This is a genomic window from Streptomyces durocortorensis (genome assembly GCF_016901035.1).
GTDB lineage: Bacteria > Actinomycetota > Actinomycetes > Streptomycetales > Streptomycetaceae > Streptomyces > Streptomyces durocortorensis.
On record NZ_JAFEUF010000139.1, the window covers coordinates 1 to 19,529 of the forward strand.

General features: G+C 71.6%; 14 protein-coding genes and 1 riboswitch. Of the genes, 9 read left to right on the forward strand and 5 right to left on the reverse strand.

The genetic code is table 11. The annotated features are described in order from the left end of the window. Nucleotides 1-149: 149 nt before the first annotated feature. Entirely contained in the window at nt 150-383 is a 234-nt protein-coding gene (locus tag JS521_RS23240) for a DUF7455 domain-containing protein (RefSeq protein WP_006128079.1), read from the reverse strand. Nucleotides 384-831: 448 nt separating this feature from the next. Here JS521_RS23240 and JS521_RS23245 point away from each other — a divergent pair, with 448 nt between their 5' ends. The 3 genes from JS521_RS23245 (at nt 832) to JS521_RS23255 (ending at nt 5,236) form a co-directional block, all read left to right on the forward strand. Next, entirely contained in the window at nt 832-2,958 is a 2,127-nt protein-coding gene (locus tag JS521_RS23245; RefSeq protein WP_205084884.1) for a DNA gyrase/topoisomerase IV subunit B, read from the forward strand. Between the two features lie 245 nt (nt 2,959-3,203). After that, the gene (locus JS521_RS23250) at nt 3,204-3,647 is read left to right on the forward strand and encodes a DUF485 domain-containing protein (RefSeq protein ID WP_205084894.1); all 444 of its coding nucleotides are present in this window, start codon (nt 3,204-3,206) and stop codon (nt 3,645-3,647) included. After that, the gene (locus tag JS521_RS23255) at nt 3,644-5,236 is read left to right on the forward strand and encodes a monocarboxylic acid transporter (RefSeq protein ID WP_205084885.1); all 1,593 of its coding nucleotides are present in this window, start codon (nt 3,644-3,646) and stop codon (nt 5,234-5,236) included. The genes JS521_RS23250 and JS521_RS23255 overlap by 4 nt, the downstream gene beginning before the upstream one ends. A gap of 26 nt (nt 5,237-5,262) precedes the next feature. Here the strand turns inward: JS521_RS23255 and JS521_RS23260 are convergent, their stop codons facing one another. Continuing rightward, nucleotides 5,263-5,937, reverse strand: a complete 675-nt coding sequence (locus JS521_RS23260; RefSeq protein ID WP_205084886.1) for a response regulator — start codon at nt 5,935-5,937, stop codon at nt 5,263-5,265. Next, a complete protein-coding gene (locus tag JS521_RS23265) occupies nt 5,934-7,646 on the reverse strand; it encodes an ATP-binding protein (protein WP_205084887.1) in 1,713 nt (570 codons plus the stop codon). The genes JS521_RS23260 and JS521_RS23265 overlap by 4 nt, the downstream gene beginning before the upstream one ends. A gap of 209 nt (nt 7,647-7,855) precedes the next feature. Here JS521_RS23265 and JS521_RS23270 point away from each other — a divergent pair, with 209 nt between their 5' ends. Beyond that, nucleotides 7,856-8,875, forward strand: a complete 1,020-nt coding sequence (locus JS521_RS23270; RefSeq protein WP_205084888.1) for a LacI family DNA-binding transcriptional regulator — start codon at nt 7,856-7,858, stop codon at nt 8,873-8,875. Between the two features lie 87 nt (nt 8,876-8,962). Here the strand turns inward: JS521_RS23270 and JS521_RS23275 are convergent, their stop codons facing one another. Further along, nucleotides 8,963-10,210, reverse strand: a complete 1,248-nt coding sequence (locus JS521_RS23275) for a citrate synthase (RefSeq protein ID WP_205084889.1) — start codon at nt 10,208-10,210, stop codon at nt 8,963-8,965. 122 nt (nt 10,211-10,332) lie between these two features. Here JS521_RS23275 and JS521_RS23280 point away from each other — a divergent pair, with 122 nt between their 5' ends. Both JS521_RS23280 and JS521_RS23285 read left to right on the forward strand, forming a co-directional pair. Beyond that, the gene (locus JS521_RS23280; RefSeq protein WP_205084890.1) at nt 10,333-11,484 is read left to right on the forward strand and encodes a citrate synthase/methylcitrate synthase; all 1,152 of its coding nucleotides are present in this window, start codon (nt 10,333-10,335) and stop codon (nt 11,482-11,484) included. Between the two features lie 24 nt (nt 11,485-11,508). Then, complete coding sequence (locus JS521_RS23285; RefSeq protein WP_205084891.1) at nt 11,509-12,624, forward strand: CobW family GTP-binding protein; 1,116 nt, start codon at nt 11,509-11,511, stop codon at nt 12,622-12,624. A 79-nt stretch (nt 12,625-12,703) separates the two neighbouring features. Here JS521_RS23285 and JS521_RS23290 read toward each other — a convergent pair whose 3' ends face one another. After that, the gene (locus tag JS521_RS23290; protein WP_205084892.1) at nt 12,704-15,160 is read right to left on the reverse strand and encodes a DNA gyrase/topoisomerase IV subunit A; all 2,457 of its coding nucleotides are present in this window, start codon (nt 15,158-15,160) and stop codon (nt 12,704-12,706) included. Between the two features lie 323 nt (nt 15,161-15,483). Between JS521_RS23290 and JS521_RS23295 the strand changes: the two genes are divergently transcribed. The 3 genes from JS521_RS23295 to JS521_RS23305 form a co-directional block, all read left to right on the forward strand. Further along, complete coding sequence (locus JS521_RS23295; RefSeq protein WP_205084895.1) at nt 15,484-16,845, forward strand: M16 family metallopeptidase; 1,362 nt, start codon at nt 15,484-15,486, stop codon at nt 16,843-16,845. 26 nt (nt 16,846-16,871) lie between these two features. Continuing rightward, on the forward strand, nt 16,872-18,242 hold the full coding sequence (locus tag JS521_RS23300) for a M16 family metallopeptidase (RefSeq protein WP_205084896.1): 1,371 nt from the start codon (nt 16,872-16,874) through the stop codon (nt 18,240-18,242). 256 nt (nt 18,243-18,498) lie between these two features. Next, a riboswitch (cyclic di-AMP (ydaO/yuaA leader) is annotated at nt 18,499-18,665 on the forward strand. Between the two features lie 14 nt (nt 18,666-18,679). After that, nucleotides 18,680-19,529: M23 family metallopeptidase (locus JS521_RS23305; protein ID WP_205084893.1), on the forward strand; the 850-nt coding region annotated here is incomplete at its 3' end.

Consider the following 19,529-nt stretch of genomic DNA (forward strand, 5'->3'; position numbering starts at 1 on the left):
CATGGTGTTCTCCCCTACGGAAGGTGAAGTGAGTCAGGTGAAGGTGATCGGGGCCGGTCGCGCCAGGCCCCGGGCTGGGGGGGGGGGGGGGGCCCCCCCCCCCGCGGCCGGTCCTGGACCGGCCCCTGGCTCGTCGTGGATGCGAGGTGTCAGTGTTGGTCCTCGTCGGCAGCAGCCGTCTGTACGGCGGTGAGCCGATCCGTCTCATCCTGTATTTCCGCGGCGATCTTCTTGAGTTCCGGCTCGAACTTGCGTCCGTGGTGGGCGCAGAAGAGCAGTTCACCGCCGCTGATCAGGACGACGCGCAGATATGCCTGGGCGCCGCAACGGTCACAGCGGTCTGCTGCGGTCAGCGGGCTCGCGGGGGTCAGAACAGTAGTCACGTCGCCTCTTCTCTAGCTCGACGAGCTGTCGTACCAGGGTCAACATCCAACCAGGCCGAAAACGTTCCCGCTCGTGGCTTTTCTTCGAAACTTCTTCTCGGTGTGGCCGTCTGTTGCCGGTTGGCGGCGAATGTGCCGTATGCGGAGCGCTACGGTTTCGCATTGCTTGTCTTAGGGGGTGTGTCCCGCCGGCCGGCTTGCCGGTTTGTTCATGAGGACGTGCCCGGAGCCTAAATGGTTCATGCGTCGAAGGGAACGTGATGTGCGCGTCACTCCAACGAATGATCGAACATCCATGCGAGCCCGGATGAGGCTCGACTAGCATGAGGATTCCCCGAGGGTGGCGTTACAACCGCTCTACCAGGCCTCTGTAGGCTCTCAGCGGCAACCGAAGCCCAGCCCGATACCCACGGGTGCCCCAGATGAAATTCAGCGAGGAGCGAACCGCGTGACCGCCGAAACGTCCGTGCCGTCCACCGCGATGCTGGCCGCAGCAGGCGGCGACCGGGACAGCTCCAACTACACCGCGCGGCACCTCCTCGTCCTCGAAGGTCTTGAGGCGGTCCGCAAGCGCCCCGGCATGTACATCGGGTCCACCGACAGCCGCGGCCTGATGCACTGCCTCTGGGAGATCATCGACAACTCCGTCGACGAGGCCCTCGGCGGCTACTGCGACCAGATCGAGGTCATCCTCCACGACGACGCCTCCGTCGAGGTCCGGGACAACGGCCGCGGCATCCCGGTCGACGTCGAGCCCAAGACGGGGCTCTCCGGCATCGAGGTCGTCATGACCAAGCTGCACGCCGGCGGTAAGTTCGGCGGCGGCTCCTACGCGGCCTCGGGTGGCCTCCACGGAGTCGGCGCCTCCGTCGTCAACGCCCTCTCCGCCCGCCTGGACGTCGAGGTCGACCGCAGCAGTGCGACCCACTCCATCAGCTTCCGGCGCGGCGTCCCCGGCATGTTCACCGAGCAGGGGCCGGACAGCCCCTTCGACCCGGCGAACGGCCTGCGCAAGGGCAAGCGCGTCCCCAAGACCCGTACCGGTACCCGGGTGCGGTACTGGGCGGACCGGCAGATCTTCCTCAAGGACGCCAAGCTCAACCTGGACACGCTCTACCAGCGGGCCCGCCAGACGGCCTTCCTCGTGCCCGGCCTCACGATCATCGTCCGCGACGAGCGGGGGCTGGACGGCGAGGGCAAGACCGAGGAGACCTTCCGCTTCGACGGCGGCATCAGCGAGTTCTGCGAGTACCTGGCCCAGGACAAGGCCGTCTGCGACGTCCAGCGCCTCAGCGGCACGGGCACCTTCAAGGAGACCGTGCCCGTCCTCGACGACCGCGGCCACATGACCGCCACCGAGGTCACCCGCGAGCTCGCCGTCGACATCGCCCTGCGCTGGGGCACCGGCTACGACACGACCGTACGGTCGTTCGTGAACATCATCGCCACCCCCAAGGGCGGCACCCACGTCACCGGCTTCGAGCGCTCCCTGACCCGGACGGTGAACGAGGCGCTCCGCTCCGCCAAGATGCTGCGGGTCGCCGAGGACGACGTGGTCAAGGACGACGCCCTCGAAGGCCTCACGGCCGTGGTCACCGTGCGGCTCGCCGAGCCGCAGTTCGAGGGGCAGACCAAGGAGGTGCTCGGCACCTCGGCGGCCAACCGGATCGTCGCCGGGGTGGTCGCCAAGGAGCTGAAGGCCTTCCTGACCTCGACGAAGCGGGACGCCAAGGCGCAGGCCAGGGCGGTGCTGGAGAAGGCCGTGGCCGCCGCCCGCACCCGGATCGCGGCCCGCCAGCACAAGGACGCCCAGCGCCGCAAGACCGCGCTGGAGTCCTCCTCGCTGCCCGCCAAGCTCGCCGACTGCCGCAGCGACGACGTGGAGCGCAGCGAACTGTTCATCGTCGAGGGCGACTCGGCGCTCGGTACCGCGAAGCTGGCCCGGAACAGCGAGTTCCAGGCGCTGCTGCCGATCCGCGGCAAGATCCTCAACGTCCAGAAGTCGTCCGTTTCCGACATGCTGAAGAACGCCGAGTGCGGCGCGATCATCCAGGTCATAGGAGCCGGTTCCGGGCGGACCTTCGACATCGACGCCGCCCGCTACGGCAAGGTCATCATGATGACCGACGCCGACGTCGACGGCTCCCACATCCGCACCCTCCTGCTGACCCTCTTCCAGCGCTACATGCGCCCGATGGTCGAGGCCGGACGGGTCTTCGCCGCGGTGCCCCCGCTGCACCGGATCGAGCTGGTCCAGCCCAAGAAGGGCCAGGACAAGTACGTCTACACCTACTCCGACAGCGAACTGCGCCAGACCCTCCTGGAGTTCCAGCGCAAGAACGTCCGGATCAAGGAATCGATCCAGCGCTACAAGGGACTCGGTGAGATGGACGCCGACCAGTTGGCCGAGACGACGATGGACCCGCGCCACCGCACGCTGCGGCGCATCAACATCGGCGACCTGGAATCCTCCGAGCAGGTCTTCGACCTGCTGATGGGCAACGAGGTCGCGCCCCGCAAGGAGTTCATCACCAGCTCCGCCGCCACCCTGGACCGCTCGCGCATCGACGCCTGACCCCAAGGTCCCGTCGCACGGCCCCCGCTCCCGTCTCGCCGGAGCGGGGGCCGCGTGCGTTTCCCAGGGCCTCGTCGTGGAAGCGCGCAGCCGTCCGGGACTTCTGTCACCTGAAGGGGTGAAGTCGGGCGAATGACGCGCCCGGAATCCTCCCGAACCGCCCATGGTTGGCCGTGCGGCCGAAAAGGTCGGTGGATCAGGGGAGTTGTTCGGTGGAGAAGGAAGCAGGGCCGGAGACCGCGGGAGTGCGGCTCGACGACCCGTGGGACGACGTGCCGGCCCCCGGCCGGTACGACCAGGACGGTACGGGAGGCGCCGCGACCCACGACGCGTCCGGTGCGGCGGCGCCGGACCCCGCGCCCAGCGCGGCCGACATCTATCTCGAAGTGCACCGCAGCGCCGCCTTCCGCGAAGTGCGCCGCCGCTACCGCCGCTTCGTGGCCCCCGCCGCCCTCGCCTTCCTGCTCTGGTATCTCGCCTACGTCGTCGCCGCGACCACCGCCCCCGAGCTGATGGCCCGCCCGGTCGCCGGAGCGGTCAACGTCGCGATGGTGGCCGGGCTCGGCCAGTTCCTCACCACGTTCCTGCTCACCTGGGCGTACGCACGGCACGCGCGGCTGCGCAGGGACCGGGCTGCGCTCGATCTGCGCTGGGACACCCAGGAGATGACGAGAGGGCTCGGACGGTGAAAGGAGACCACCAGACCCTCGCCCTGCTGCTGTTCAGCGCGTTCATCGCGGTGACGCTCTTCATCACCACCTGGGTCGGCCGCAACCGGCAGGGCTCCGCCGAGGAGTTCTACGCCGGCGGACGCCTGTTCTCGCCCATGGAGAACGGATTCGCCATCGCCGGCGACTACATGTCGGCGGCCTCCTTCCTCGGCATCTCCGGGCTGATCGCCCTCTTCGGCTACGACGGCATGCTCTACTCGGTCGGCTTCCTCGTCGCCTGGCTGGTCGTCCTGCTGCTCGTCGCCGAACTCGTCCGCAACTGCGGACGGTTCACGCTGGCCGACGTGGTCGCCGCGCGGATGGCGGAGCGCCCGGTGCGTACCGCCGTCGGCACCTCGTCCGTCACCGTCTCCGTGCTCTACCTGGTCGCCCAGATGGTCGGCGCGGGCAGCCTGGTGGCCCTGCTGCTCGGTGGTACGAGCGACGCGGCCCGGTCCTGGACCGTCGTCGGCGTCGGCGCGCTGATGGTGATCTACGTGTCCTTCGGCGGTATGCGCGCCACCACCTGGATCCAGATCGTCAAGGCCGTCCTGCTGATGGCCGGAGCCGTCGCGCTCACCGTGCTCGTCCTGGTCCACTTCCACGGCAACGTCAACAACCTGCTCAACGCCGCCGCCGAACGCAGCGGCCACGGCAAGGACTTCCTCGCCCCCGGCCTGCGCTACGGAGGCGACTGGACCTCACGCTTCGACTTCATCAGCCTGGGCGTGGCCCTGGTCCTCGGTACGGCGGGGCTGCCGCACATCCTGTCGCGCTTCTACACCGTGCCCACGGCCCGAGCCGCGCGCCGCTCGGTCGTCTGGTCCATCGGCCTGATCGGCAGCTTCTACCTGATGACGATCGTGCTCGGATTCGGCGCCGCCGCGCTCGTCGGCTCCGCCGAGGTCCGTGCGTCGAACGCGGCGGGCAACACCGCGATCCCGCTGCTGGCCCTCGATCTGGGCGGCGGCGAGGGCTCCACCGGTGGAACGATTCTCTTCGCCGTGGTCGCCGCCATCGCCTTCGCCACGATCCTGGCCGTCGTCGCGGGCATCACGCTCGCCTCGTCGGCCTCGGTCGCCCACGACCTCTACGCCTCGCTCCGCCGCCCCGGGCGCAAGAAGCGCAGCGAGGTCGCCGTGGCGCGTACCGCCGCCGCCGGGATCGGCGCGGTCGCGATCGGCCTCGGGCTGCTCGCCCAGGACCTCAACGTCGCCTTCCTGGTGGGACTCGCCTTCGCCGTGGCCGCCTCCGCGAACCTCCCGGCCCTGCTCTACTCGCTGTTCTGGCGCAACTTCACCACCCGGGGCGCGGTCTGGGCGGTGTACGGCGGGCTGATCCCGGCGGTCGTCCTGGTGCTGGTCTCACCCGTCGTCTCGGGCAGCCCCACGTCCCTGTTCCCCGGCGTCGACTTCCAGCTCTTCCCGCTGGAGAACCCGGGCCTGGTCTCGATCCCGCTCGGCTTCCTGGCCGGCTGGATCGGTACGGTCATCTCGCCCGAGCCGCCCGACGAGGCCAGGCACGCCGAGGCCGAGGTCCGGGCGCTGACGGGGGCCGGGGCGGCGTAGGGCGTGAAGGGGCCCGGGCCGTGGGCTCAGCCCGCGGCCCAGGCGTAACGGTGTTCCGGGCGGCCCGTCTCCCCGTACCGCAGGGTCAGCCGGACCTTGCCGGTCCGTTCCAGCAGCTTCAGATAGCGCTGGGCCGTCTGTCGGCTCATCCCCGCGCTGTCCGCGATCTCCTGGGCCGAGAGCGGGCCCTCGGCGCCGCGCAGGGCTCCCCGGACGAGTTCGGCGGTGGTGGGGGAGTGGCCCTTGGGGAGGGCCGGCTCGTCGGCCGCCCAGAGCGCGCCGAAGAGCCGGTCCACCTCCGCCTGCTCGGCCTCCCCGCCCCCGTCGAGCGTCTGCCGCAGCGCCGCGTACGCCTCCAGCTTCGAGCGCAGACCGGCGTACGTGAACGGCTTCACCAGGTACTGGAGCGCACCGTGCCGCATCGCGTCCTGCACGGTCGCGACGTCCCGGGCGGCCGTCACCATGATCACGTCCACCTGTCGGCCGAGGCGGCGCAGTTCCCGTACGACGGCGAGGCCGTTGCGGTCGGGCAGGTAGTGGTCCAGCAGGACCAGGTCCACCGGTACCTCCTCGACGGTCGCCAGCGCCCCGGCCGCCGAGTGGGCCTGCGCGGCCACGTGGAAGCCGGGGACCTTGGCGACGTACGCCGCGTTGATCTGCGCCACCCGGACGTCGTCGTCCACGATCAGGACCTGGATCACCGCTGCTCTCCCGTCGTGGCCGGATGAGTGGAACGCGGCGTACCGGCCGGGGAGCCCGTGGCGGGCCCGGTCATGGCCCCGGCCTCGGGCCCCGGCTCTGCCAGCGCCTCCGGCAGGACGACCGTGAACACCGCGCCGCCGCCGTCCGCCCCGGACACCGTCACACTGCCTCCCTGGCGCTCCGCGAGCCTCCGTACGAGGGCGAGCCCGAGGCCGCGTTTGCCGTGCGCGGGGAGGTCCTTGGTGGACCAGCCCTCCGTGAAGATCGACGCGTGCTGGTCCTGCGGGACGCCGGGGCCGCTGTCGCGCACCTCCAGGACCACCGTACGGCCCTCGGTGCGCAGCCCGACCTCGATCCGCGCCCCGTCCGATCCGGCCGCCGCGTCCGTGGCGTTGTCGACGAGGTTGCCCACCACGGTCACCAGGCCCCGGGGATCGATCACCCGGTCCGGCAGAAGGGTTCCCGGGGCCGGCCTCAGCGACACACCGCGTTCGGCCGCCACCGTCGTCTTGCCGACGAGGAGGGCCGCCAGCAGCGGGTCCTGGACCTTCTCGGTGAGCTGCTCGGCCGTCGCCCGGTGGACGCCCACCACCTCCGTCACGAACTCCATCGCGTCCTCGTGCATCTCCAGCTCCAGCAGCCCCAGCAGGGTGTGCAGCCGGTTGGCGTGCTCGTGGTCCTGGGCGCGCAGGGCGTCGATCAGCCCCGTGGTGGAATCCAGCTCGCGGCCGAGGTGCTCCAGCTCGGTCCGGTCGCGCAGGGTCACCACGGCTCCGCCGTCGTCCGTGGGCATCCGGTTGGCCAGCAGCACCCGGTTGCCCCGTACCGCCAGCAGGTCGTCGCCGACCACCCGCCCTGCCAGCACGTCCGTGGTCCGGCCGTCGCCCAGCACCTCATCCAGCGGCCGGCCCGCCGCCTCCGGACCCAGGCCGAGCAGCCGTTGCGCCTCGTCGTTCAGCAGCCGGACGCGGCCGGCCCCGTCGAGGGCGACGACCCCTTCGCGGATGCCGTGCAGCATGGCCTCGCGTTCGGTCAGCAGCGCGGAGATGTCGGAGAACGCCAGGTCGTGGGTCTGGCGTTGCAGCCTCCGGGAGATCAGGTACGCGGCGAGCGCCCCGACGGCCAGGGCCCCTCCCGCGTACGCGAGCAGCCCCGGGATCGCCGCGAGGAGCCGGGCGCGGACGCTGTCGTAGGCGATGCCCACCGACACCGCGCCGATCACCTCGCCGGACGGGCCGTACAGCGGCACCTTGCCCCGCGCCGAACGGCCGAGGGTGCCGCTGTCGATCTCCATAACCTCACGGCCGTGCAGCGCCTCACCGGGGTCGGTGGAGACGATCGCGCCGATCCGGTGGGTGTCGGGGTGCGACCAGCGCACCCCGCGTTGGTTCATGACGACGACGTACTCCGCGCCGGTCGCCCGCCTGACCCGCTCGGCGGCCGACTGGACCGGGCCCCGGTCCGACGGGTCCGTGCTGCTCAGGTTCTCCACGATGTCCGGGTCGGCGGCGGTGGACTGGGCGATGGCCAGGGCGCGGCGCATCGCCTGGTCGTCCAGCTGGTCGCTGAGGGGGGCCAGGAAGAGGCCGGTCACCAGGATCGTCACACCGGTGATGATGGCCAGCTGCATCAGCAGGACCTGGGAGAAGACCCGCTGGGGCCAGCCGAACCGGCGCGGTCCCCGGCCGGGGGTCGGTGGGGCGTTCATCGTAAAGACGGTAAGGGGCGGGGGGCCGGGGCGGAAATTCGGCCGCGCGGAGCCGTGCGTCTGGGCCTCCGGGCCTCGGGGCCTCCGCCGTGCGTACCCCTTGCCTCTCGGCGCTGCGTCTGTGAGCGTTCCGGCTGTGTCGGTGTGCGTTCCGGGGGAGTTCACCCGCAACGCAATCTTCTTGCACTTCTTGCGCTAATCTTGCGCTCATGACGCGACGACTTGCTCAAGTGGCCCAGAAGGTGGGAGTCAGCGAGGCGACGGTCAGCCGGGTGCTGAACGGCAAGCCGGGCGTCTCCGACGCCACCAGGCAGGCCGTCCTCTCCGCGCTGGACGTCCTCGGCTACGAGCGGCCGACCCAGCTGCGCGGCGAGCGGGCCCGGCTGGTCGGGCTGGTCCTGCCCGAGCTGCAGAACCCGATCTTCCCGGCCTTCGCCGAAGTGGTCGGCGGCGCGCTCGCCCAGCAGGGGCTGACCCCGGTGCTCTGCACCCAGACCAAGGGCGGCGTCTCCGAGGCCGACTACGTCGAGCTGCTGCTCCAGCAGCAGGTTTCCGGCGTCGTCTTCGCGGGCGGCCTCTACCACCAGGCCGACGCCCCGCACGACCACTACAAGGTGCTCGCCGACCGCAAGATCCCCGTCGTGCTCATCAACGCGGCCATCGAACACCTCGGCTTCCCGGGCGTCTCCTGCGACGACTCCGTCGCCGTCGAGCAGGCCTGGCGCCACCTCGTCTCGCTCGGCCACGAGCGCATCGGACTCGTCCTCGGCCCGTCCGACCACGTGCCCTCGCAGCGCAAGCTCGCCGCCGCCCGGGTGCTCGCCGAGGAGACCGGCACGAGCATCCCCGAGGAGTGGGTGGCCCGGGCCATGTTCTCGCTGGAGGGCGGGCAGGCCGCCGCGATGCGGCTGCTGGAGCGGGGTGTCACCGGCATCATCTGCGCCAGCGACCCGCTCGCGCTGGGCGCCGTGCGCGCCGCCCGCCGCCGGGGGCTCTCGGTGCCCGGTGACGTGTCGGTCGTCGGCTACGACGACTCGGCCTTCATGAACTGCACCGAGCCGCCCCTGACCACCGTCCGCCAGCCCATCGAGGCCATGGGGCGCGCGGCCGTGGAGCTGCTCTCGGTGCAGATCGGCGGGCGGGCCGTGCCCTCGGACGAGCTGCTCTTCGAGCCGGAGCTGGTGGTGCGCGGGTCGACCGCCCAGCCGCCGCGCGAGAATTCCCTGTGATCCGTAGCTAATTTGCGCTCCCCGGCGTCCTTGGTCCGGACCTGAAGACCTGGAGCCTGGGAGCAGGAGAACCGGAGTCGGGTCCGGTCAGGGCAGCGGCTGCGGTGGCCGGGGCCCCGCGTACTGCCCGCTCGGCCGGATGCGGAGCGGGCGCTCGCCGTACTCCTCCAGCGCGTGCGCGATCCAGCCCGCCGTACGGGACACCGCGAACACGGTCTCGCCCGCGTCGGCCGGCATCCCCCGGGAGACGGACAGGACGGCCAGGGCCAGGTCGATGTTGGCGTGCAGCGGCGCGTGCCGTGCCGTCGTGGCCACCACCTCACGGGCCACCGCGAGCGCACCGGCCGCCTGCGGCACCTTGGCCAACAGCTCGAACAGGACCGTCGCCCGGGGGTCCTCGCCCTGGTAGATCCGGTGGCCCAGGCCCGGCACCCGCCGCCCGGTCCGCAGATGATCGGCGACCACGGGAACCGCGCTGCCCCGGTCCACCGCCTCCCGGAGCATCCGGTGCGCCAGGCCGCTCGCCGCACCGTGCAGCGGCCCCTCCAGCACCCCGAGTCCCGCCGACACCACGGCGTACGGGTGGGCCCGCGCGGAGGCGGCGACCCGGGCGGCCAGGGTGGAGGCCGCCAGGTCGTGGTCGATCAGGAGCGCCAGGGCCGCGTCCAGCACGGCGAGGGACGGGGCGTCGGCCGGCTCCGCGGTGAGCCGCGACCACAGCTCCGCCGCCAGCGAACCCCCGTCGCCTTCCGGTTCTCCCAGCGTCGGCAGGGCGCCCACCAGCGTCGGGATCAAGTTCCGGGCGCTGCTCAGCACCGCTTCCGACGACAGGTCGAACCGCAGCGGGTCCGTGGCGGCGGCAGCGGTCACCGCCACCCGCAGCCGGTCCGTCGACCCGCTGTGCGCGGGCAGCGCGTCGACCGTCCTGCGGGCCGCCGCGAGAGTCCCGGCGGACGCGGTGAACCGGGCGCCGGGCCGCGGCTCGCCCGTCCACAGCCACTCGGCGACCTCCTCGTAGTCGTACCGGCGGGCCAGCTCCGTCGCGTCGACCCCGCGGAAGTAGCAGCGGTCGCCCTCGATGAGCGTGATGCCGGTGCGGAAGGCGAGGTCGCCTCCGGCCGGGGCTGGATCCCGTCGCCCCGAACGCCGCGCCAGCGCCCGGACCTCCTCCGCGTCGAACGTGCTGCCCCGCCCCCCGGCGGCCCGCGCGCTGATCAGCTGGCCCCGGCTGACGTAGGCGTACACCGTCTCCGGCTTCACGCCGAGCAGCTCGGCGGCCTGCCGGGTGGTCAGCCGCGGCGCGTCGTGCCGGTCGGGCTCTGGTTGATCCGTCATAGAACCACCGTATCTACTTCGCATAAACATTGATTCAATCAACGTTGACAGATCTTAAGTCAAGCATGGACAGTCAAATCAATGTCGCATGCACGGTTGCGTGCACGGAGGAGAGAGCAGCCATGACCACCACCCCTGTCGCCCCCGTCCCCCGCGGCCTCGCCGGCGTCGTCGTCACCGACACCGCCCTCGGCGACGTCCGCGGCCGCGAAGGCTTCTACCACTACCGCCAGTTCTCGGCGATCGAGCTGGCGCGGACCCGCGGCTTCGAGGACGTCTGGTACCTGATGTTCCACGGGGAGCTGCCCGACCGGGCCGCCGCCGCCGACTTCGTGGCCCGTACGGCGAGCCTGCGCGCGCTCCCCGCCCACGTGACCGAGGCCCTCCCGGCCATCGCCCGGGCGAGCGCCGTCTCCGGCCCGCTCGCCGGACTGCGCACCGCGCTCTCCCTGCTCGGCGCCTCGGCCGGCTTCCGCCCGGTGTACGACATCGACGCCGGGCGACGGCGCGAGGACGCGCTGGCCGTCTGCGCGGCCGTGCCGACGATCCTGACCGCCCTCCACCGGCTCGGCCAGGGCCAGGAACCGGTCGAACCCCGCGAGGACCTGCCCCACGCCGCGAACTACCTGTACATGCTGACCGGGGCGGAGCCGGAGCCCGAGAAGGTCCGGGCGATCGAGCAGTACCTCATCTCGACCGTCGACCACGGCTTCAACGCCTCCACCTTCACCGCCCGCGTCGTCGCCTCCACCGGAGCCGACCTGGCCGCCTGCCTGGTGGCGGCGGTCGGCGCGCTCTCCGGACCGCTGCACGGCGGAGCCCCCAGCCGGGCCCTGGACACCCTGGACGCCATCGGCACCCCGGACCGCATCGACGGCTGGATCCGCGAACAGGTCCTCGCCGGCCGCCGCATCATGGGCTTCGGCCACCCCGTCTACCGCACCGAGGACCCGCGCTCCCGGATGCTCAAGTCGATCGCCCAGGGCTTCGGCGGCCCGCTCGTCGACTTCGCCGTGGAGGTGGAGGCGCAGGTCGAGGCGATCCTCGCCGAGCTCAAGCCGGGCCGGGAGCTGCACACCAACGTGGAGTTCTACGCCGGAGTGGTCATGGAGCTGTGCGGGCTGCCGCGCGCGATGTTCACCCCCACCTTCTGTGCGGCGCGGGTGGTCGGCTGGAGCGCCAATATCCTGGAGCAGGCGGAGGACTCGAAGATCATCCGCCCGGCGGCCCGCTACGTCGGCGCACCCCCGCCGCAGCCGGTCCCGGCACCCTGACGACGCCCCCCAGGAAGGCTCCCGTTGACCCCGCCCCGTACCCCGCAGATCCCGGTCGTCGTCCTGGCGGGTTTCCTCGGCTCCGGCAAGACCACGCTCCTGAACCATCTGCTCCGCAACCGGGCGGGCACCCGGATCGGTGTGATCGTCAACGACTTCGGGGCCATCGAGATCGACGCCATGACCGTCTCGGGGCAGGTCGGCTCGACGGTCTCGCTGGGCAACGGCTGCCTGTGCTGCGCCGTCGACGCGAGCGAACTCGACACCTTCCTGGAGACGCTGACCCGGCCGTCCGCCCGGCTGGACGTGATCGTCATCGAGGCGAGCGGGCTCGCCGAACCCCAGGAACTCGTCCGCATGCTGCTGGCCAGCGACAACCCGCACATCCTGTACGGCGGTCTCGTCGAGGTCGTCGACGCGGCGGAGTTCGACGGCACCCGTCAGCGGCACCCGGAGCTGGACCGCCACCTGGCCGTCGCGGACCTCGTCGTCCTCAACAAGACCGACCGGGTCGGGGACGCCGAGCGGGAACGGCTGCGGGAGACGGTCGTGAAGCTGAGCAGCCCCGCCGCCGTGATCTCCTCCGTGCACGGCCGGATCGACCCCGAGCTGCTCTTCGATCCCGCGCTGCGGCCGGACCACGAGGAGATGGCGGGGCAGCTGAGCTTCGAGGACCTGCTGCGGGGGGAGGGGTGCGACGAGCACGAGGGGTGCGACGGGCACGGGCACAGCGACCATCTCCACGCGGCGTACGAGAGCGTCGACTTCACCGCCGACGTGCCGATGGACCCACGCCGCTTCATGGCGTTCCTCGACTCCCGGCCCGAAGGCCTCTATCGCATCAAGGGGTTCGTCGACTTCGGCGCGGGGGACCGGGACAACACCTACGCGCTACACGCGGTGGGCCGGTTCCTGCGCTTCGTCCCCCGGCCGTGGGCGCGCGACGAGCAGCGCCGCACCCAGCTGGTCATGATCGGCGCGGGTATCGACGCCGACGCCCTGTCGGCCGGACTCGCCGCCTGCCGCGCGGAGCCGGGGCCCGACGCCCCGGACATCGAACGTGCCATGTGGGGCGTGCTCCGGTACGTACAGCAGGAGGCGGACCTCGTGGACGTACAGGAAGCGGCCGCGGAGGCGTAACCGGCAAGCGGCCGAGGAGAGGTCGTCCCTCCCCGGCCGCTCCCCACCGTACGAAACGGCGTCCGCCGTACGGCAGCGGTCAGTACAGCGGCGGTCCCGCGATCACGGCCACCTTCTCCAGCAGCGGCGTGCCCGAACCGTCCCGCCTCGGGTCCGGCTCCGGCAGCTTCGCCGGGGTGCCGTTCTGCTGCGCGGCGCGGGCCGGGGTGGGGCCCGCCCAGGCGAACACCAGGACGTCCTCGCCCTTCAGGAACCGCTGGCAGCGCACTCCGCCGGTCGCCCGGCCCTTGCGCGGATACTGGTCGAACGGGGTGAGCTTGGACGTCAGCACCGAGTCGTCCAGCGTGCCGTGCGAGCCGGCCACCGTGAAGACGATCGCCTCGGCCGCCGGGTCCACCGCCGTGAACGACAGCACTTCGGCCCCGGCCGCCAGCTTGACGCCCGCCATGCCTCCGGCGGGGCGGCCCTGCGGGCGCACCGACGCCGCCGGATAGCGGAGCAACTGGGCGTCGGAGGTGATGAACACCAGGTCCTCCTCGCCCGTCCGCAGCTCGGTCGCGCCCACGATGCGGTCACCGTCCTTCAGGGTGATGACCTCCAACTCGTCCTTGTTGGCCGGGTAGTCCGGCACGACGCGCTTCACCACGCCCTGGAGGGTGCCGATCGCGAGCCCCGGCGAGGCCTCGTCGAGCGTCGTGAGGCAGATCAGCTCCTCGTCCGCCTCCAGGCTGAGGAACTCGGAGATCTGGGCCCCGCCCGAGAGATTCGGCTCCGCGTGCGTGTCCGGCAGTTGCGGCAGGTCGATCACCGAGAGCCGCAGCAGCCGGCCCGTGGAGGTCACCGCCCCGACGTCGCCGCGGGCCGTCGCCGCCACCGCCGACACGATCACGTCGTGCTTGGTCCGCCGGGCGTCCTCGGAGATCTCGACCGGCTCCGCGTTCGCCGTGCGCGCCAGCAGGCCCGTCGAGGAGAGCAGCACCCGGCACGGGTCGTCCGCCACCTCCAGCGGCACGGACGCGATCTGCGAACCGGCCGACTCCAGCAGCACCGTGCGCCGGTCCGTGCCGAACTTCTTCGCCACCGCGGCCAGCTCCGAGGAGACCAGCTTGCGCAGCTCCGCGTCCGACTCCAGGATCGCGGTCAGCGCCTCGATCTCGCCGTTCAGCTTGTCGCGCTCGCTCTCCAGCTCGATCCGGTCGAAGCGGGTGAGGCGGCGCAGCGGGGTGTCCAGGATGTACTGCGTCTGGATCTCGCTCAGCGAGAAGTGCGCCATCAGGCGCTCCTTCGCCTGCGCGGAGTTGTCGCTGTCCCGGATGATCCGGATGACCTCGTCGATGTCGAGGAGCGCGACGATCAGACCCTCGACCAGGTGCAGCCGGTCGCGGCGCTTGGTGCGGCGGAACTCGCTGCGCCGGCGCACCACCTCGAAGCGGTGGTCGAGATAGACCTCCAGCAGCTCCTTGAGGCCCAGGGTGAGCGGCTGGCCGTCGACCAGCGCCACGTTGTTGATGCCGAAGGACTCCTCCATCGGCGTCAGCTTGTAGAGCTGCTCCAGCACCGCTTCCGGCACGAAGCCGTTCTTCACCTCGATGACCAGACGCAGGCCGTGCGCCCGGTCGGTGAGGTCCTTGACGTCGGCGATGCCCTGGAGCTTCTTCGCCGAGACCAGGTCCTTGATCTTGGCGATCACCTTCTCCGGGCCGACGGTGAAGGGCAGTTCGGTGACGACGAGGCCCTTGCGGCGCGCCGTCACGTCCTCCACGGCGACGGTGGCGCGGATCTTGAACGTGCCGCGGCCCGCCGTGTACGCGTCCTTGATGCCGTTCAGCCCGACGATGCGGCCGCCGGTGGGCAGGTCGGGACCGGGCACGAACCGCATCAGCGTCTCGACGTCGGCGCCCGGGTGCTTGATCAGGTGCCGGGCGGCGGCGATGACCTCGCCCAGATTGTGCGGAGGCATGTTGGTGGCCATGCCCACGGCGATCCCGGAGACCCCGTTGACCAGGAGGTTGGGGTAGGCGGCGGGGAGGACGACCGGCTCGCGCTCCTGGCCGTCGTAGTTCGACTGGAAGTCGACGGTGTCCTCGTCGATCGCCTCCGTCATCAACGACGTGGCATCCGCCATCCGGCACTCGGTGTACCGCATGGCGGCCGGCGGGTCGTCGTTGCCGAGGGAGCCGAAGTTGCCGTGGCCGTCGACCAGAGGAAGCCGCATCGAGAACGGCTGCGCCATCCGCACCAGGGCGTCGTAGATCGACGCGTCACCGTGGGGGTGCAGCTTTCCCATGACCTCGCCGACGACCCGGGCGCACTTCACATAGCCGCGGTCGGGGCGCAGTCCCATCTCGTTCATCTGGGACACGATGCGGCGGTGCACCGGCTTCATGCCGTCGCGGGCGTCGGGCAGGGCCCTGGAGTAGATCACCGAGTACGCGTACTCGAGGAAGGAGCCCTGCATTTCGTCGACGACGTCGATGTCGAGGATCTTCTCCTCGAAGTCGTCCGGCGGCGGGGTCTTCGTGCTACGGCGGGCCATCGCGGCTGCGACTCCTTCACGGATTCTGTTCGGGCGACCTGAGCTTGTTCGGGACAACACGAGCTGCTGACGCGGTCCATTGTGGACCGCCGCACTGACAACGCCGACCTCGACCCGTCCGAGCCTAGTCCGAAGCCCCGTCAGCAGCCCGGTCCGAAGCCGCCCGGGTGGCACGCCCGCGACGGCGTCCGCGACACCATCGACGGAAACATCCGCCGAACGGGAACTTCGCCAGGTGCCGGTGCGCTTGCTTAGAGTGGCAGGTCTGGCAGGAAGCACCGGTCAGGAAGTCCAGTATCGCGATCGAAGGGACGTACATGCCCATGGGTCACACGGCCACCGCACAGGCCGGCTCCGGCGGCTTGACAGCGACCGAGCACCGCCTGGCCAACGGCCTGCGTGTGGTGCTCTCCGAGGACCATCTGACCCCGGTCGCCGCGGTCTGCCTCTGGTACGACGTCGGCTCGCGCCACGAGGTCAAGGGACGCACCGGTCTGGCTCACCTCTTCGAGCACCTGATGTTCCAGGGCTCGGGCCAGGTCAAGGGGAACGGTCACTTCGAGCTCGTCCAGGGGGCCGGCGGCTCGCTCAACGGGACGACCAGCTTCGAGCGGACCAACTACTTCGAGACCATGCCCACCCACCAGGTGGAGCTGGCGCTCTGGCTGGAAGCCGACCGGATGGGCTCCCTCCTCGCCGCGCTCGACGAGGAGTCCATGGAGAACCAGCGCGACGTCGTCAAGAACGAACGCCGCCAGCGCTACGACAACGTGCCCTACGGCACTGCGTTCGAGAAGCTGACCGCCCTCTCCTACCCCGAGGGCCACCCCTACCACCACACCCCGATCGGCTCCATGGCCGACCTGGACGCAGCCACGCTGGAGGACGCCCGCGCGTTCTTCCGTACGTACTACGCGCCCAACAACGCGGTGATCTCGGTGGTCGGCGACATCGACCCCGAGCAGACCCTCGCCTGGATCGAGAAGTACTTCGGCTCCATCCCCTCCCACGACGGCAAGCAGCCGCCGCGCGACGGGACGCTGCCCGAGATCATCGGCGAGCAGCTGCGCGAAGTGGTCCACGAGGAGGTCCCGGCGCGCGCCCTGATGGCCGCCTACCGGCTCCCGCACGACGGCACCCGCGCGTGCGACGCCGCCGACCTGGCGCTCACCGTGCTCGGCGGCGGCGAGTCCTCCCGGCTGCACAACCGCCTGGTCCGTCGCGACCGTACGGCGGTGGCGGCGGGCTTCGGGCTGCTGCGGCTCGCCGGGGCGCCCTCGCTGGGCTGGCTGGACGTGAAGACCTCCGGCGGTGTCGAGGTCGAGACGATCGAGGCCGCCGTCGACGAGGAGCTGGCCCGGTTCGCCGCCGAGGGGCCCACCCCCGAGGAAATGGAGCGGGCCCAGGCGCAGTTGGAGCGCGAGTGGCTCGACCGGCTCGGCACGGTCGCCGGCCGCGCCGACGAACTGTGCCGTTACGCGGTCCTGTTCGGCGACCCGCAGCTCGCGCTGAGCGCCGTCGGCCGCGTCCTGGACGTCACCGCGGAGGAGGTGCGCGCGGCGGCCGAGGCGGCCCTGCGCCCCGACAACCGGGCGGTGCTGGTGTACGAGCCCATCGAGCCGGCCGACGAGGCGGACGAGGACGCCGAAGAGGCCACTGACGCGCCCGAGGGGGCGGACAAGTGAGCGACGCCGCCGTGACTGGAGTAGCCATGGAGTTCCACCCGCAGCCCACCGCCGGCACGGCCCGCCCCTGGGCCTTCCCGGCGCCCGAGCGCGGCGCCCTGCCCAACGGGCTGACCGTGCTGCGCTGCCACCGCCCCGGCCAGCAGGTCGTCGCCGTGGAGATCTTCCTGGACGCGCCGCTGGAGGCCGAGCCCGAGGGCCTGGACGGCGTGGCCACGATCATGTCGCGGGCGCTCTCCGAGGGCACCGACAAGCGCAGCGCCGAGGAGTTCGCCGCCGAGCTGGAGCGCTGCGGCGCCACGCTCGACGCGCACGCCGACCACCCCGGCGTCCGGGTCTCCCTGGAGGTCCCGGCCTCCCGGCTGGCCAAGGCGCTCGGTCTGGTCGCCGAGGCGCTGCGGGCACCCGCCTTCACCGAGAGCGAGATCGAGCGCCTGGTGGGCAACCGCCTCGACGAGATCCCGCACGAGCACGCCAACCCGTCCCGGCGCGCCGCCAAGCAGCTCTCCAAGGAGCTGTTCCCGGCCACCGCCCGGATGTCCCGCCCGCGCCTGGGCACGGAGGAGACGGTCCGGCGGATCGACGCGGCCGCCGTGCGCGCCTTCTTCGACGCCCACATCCGGCCGTCCACCGCGACGGCCGTGATCGTCGGCGACCTGACCGACATCGACCTGGACGCGCTCCTGGCGGAGACCCTCGGCGACTGGTCGGGCAACACCGCCCAGGCCCGCCCGGTGCCGCCCATCACGGCGGACGACACCGGCCGCGTGGTCATCGTGGACCGCCCCGGCGCGGTCCAGACCCAGCTGCTGATCGGCCGGATCGGCGCCGACCGCCACGAGCGCGTGTGGCCCGCCCAGGTGCTCGGCACGTACTGCCTGGGCGGCACCCTCACCTCCCGGCTGGACCGGGTGCTGCGCGAGGAGAAGGGCTACACCTACGGGGTGCGCGCCTTCGCCCAGGTGCTGCGCTCCTCCGGCCCGGACTCGGGCGGCGCGGCGATGCTCGCGATCAGCGGCTCGGTGGACACCGAGTCCACCGGACCGGCCCTGGACGACCTCTGGAAGGTCCTGCGGACGCTGGCCGCCGAGGGGCTGACCGACGCCGAGCGCGAGACGGCCGTGCAGAACCTGGTGGGCGTCGCCCCGCTGAAGTTCGAGACCGCCGCCTCCGTCGCGAGCACGCTGGCCGACCAGGTCGAGCAGCACCTTCCCGACGACTACCAGGCCCACCTCTACGCCCGGCTCGCCGAGACCGGCACCGTGGAGGCGACCGCCGCCGTGGTCAACGCCTTCCCGGTGGACCGGCTGGTCACGGTCCTCGTGGGGGACGCCGCGCAGATCGAGGAGCCGGTGAAGGCCCTCGGCATCGGAGAGATGTCCGTCGTCACCGGCTGACGCCGCCGCGGAGCACGGCCGCCACCGAGCGACCACTGCCGCGCGACCGCTGCCGTGAACAGGACCCCGACGAAAGGAATTTCGTCGGGGTCCTGCGCTTTTGCCCGTTTGGTGAACTTAGCCCTCTTTGTGGGAGAGGTTGCCTGTCTGCCCTGTGGGATGCGCGACAAATCCCCTTGTCCGTTTGGTGCGGGGAAGTCGCCCCGCCTAGCGTCGGCTCGGCTGTCCGTCACCCGTATGCCGCACCCGCGGCGCCGGGCAGTCATCGCCGAGTCCCCGTCAGGCGCGAGCCTGGGGAGCCGGGGACCCACGCAGTCCCTGGGGTGAATCGGAGGCCCGTGCCGCGAACCGGCGCGGGGATCCGTAGGAGACCTTCCTGCTCCGAACCCGTCAGCTAACCCGGTAGGCGAGAAGGAAGGAAAGGAACCAGCCCCTCCATGGCGTTCACCCGTGCCACCGGGAAGCACCGTGCCCCGAGCCGCCTCACGCGCCGAAGCGCCCACGTCGCCGGCATCGCGGCCCTGGCCACCACCGGAGTCATCGGCTCGCTGTCCTCCCCGGCCCTCGCCGCGGACACCGAGGCAGTCAAGGTCGCCGACACCGGCCTCACCCAGGCCATCTCCCTCGACGCCACTCTCGCCGAGCAGATCGACGCCCAGGCCCACGCCCAGAAGCAGCAGGCCGAGGCGGTCGCGAAGGCGAAGGCCAAGGCCGCCGCGGAGGCCCGCGAGAAGGCCGCCAAGGCCAAGGCGAAGGCCGAGGCCGAGCGGAAGGCCGAGGCCCGCGCCAAGGAGGTCCGTGAGGAGAAGGCCCGTGCCGCCCGCGCCGCCGAGCGCGCCCGGCTGAACGCCTTCCACCTCCCCGTCGCCGGCTCCCACGTCACCACCGGCTACAACACCGGCGGCTCCCTCTGGTCCTCCGGCAGCCACTCCGGCGTGGACTTCCAGGCCGCCTCCGGCAGTTCCGTCGTCGCGGTCGGCGCCGGCACGGTCGTCGAGGCCGGCTGGGGCGGCGCGTACGGCAACAACATCGTGCTCCGGATGGCGGACGGCACGTACACCCAGTACGGCCACCTCTCCTCGATCGGCGTCTCCGTCGGCCAGAGCGTCTCCTCCGGCCAGCAGATCGGGCTCTCCGGCTCCACCGGCAACTCCACCGGCCCGCACCTGCACTTCGAGGCCCGCACCAGCCCCGACTACGGCTCCGACATGGACCCCGTCGGCTACCTGCGCTCGCACGGCCTGAACGCCCCCCCCCCCCGCGCGCCCCCCGCCCCCCCCGCCCGCC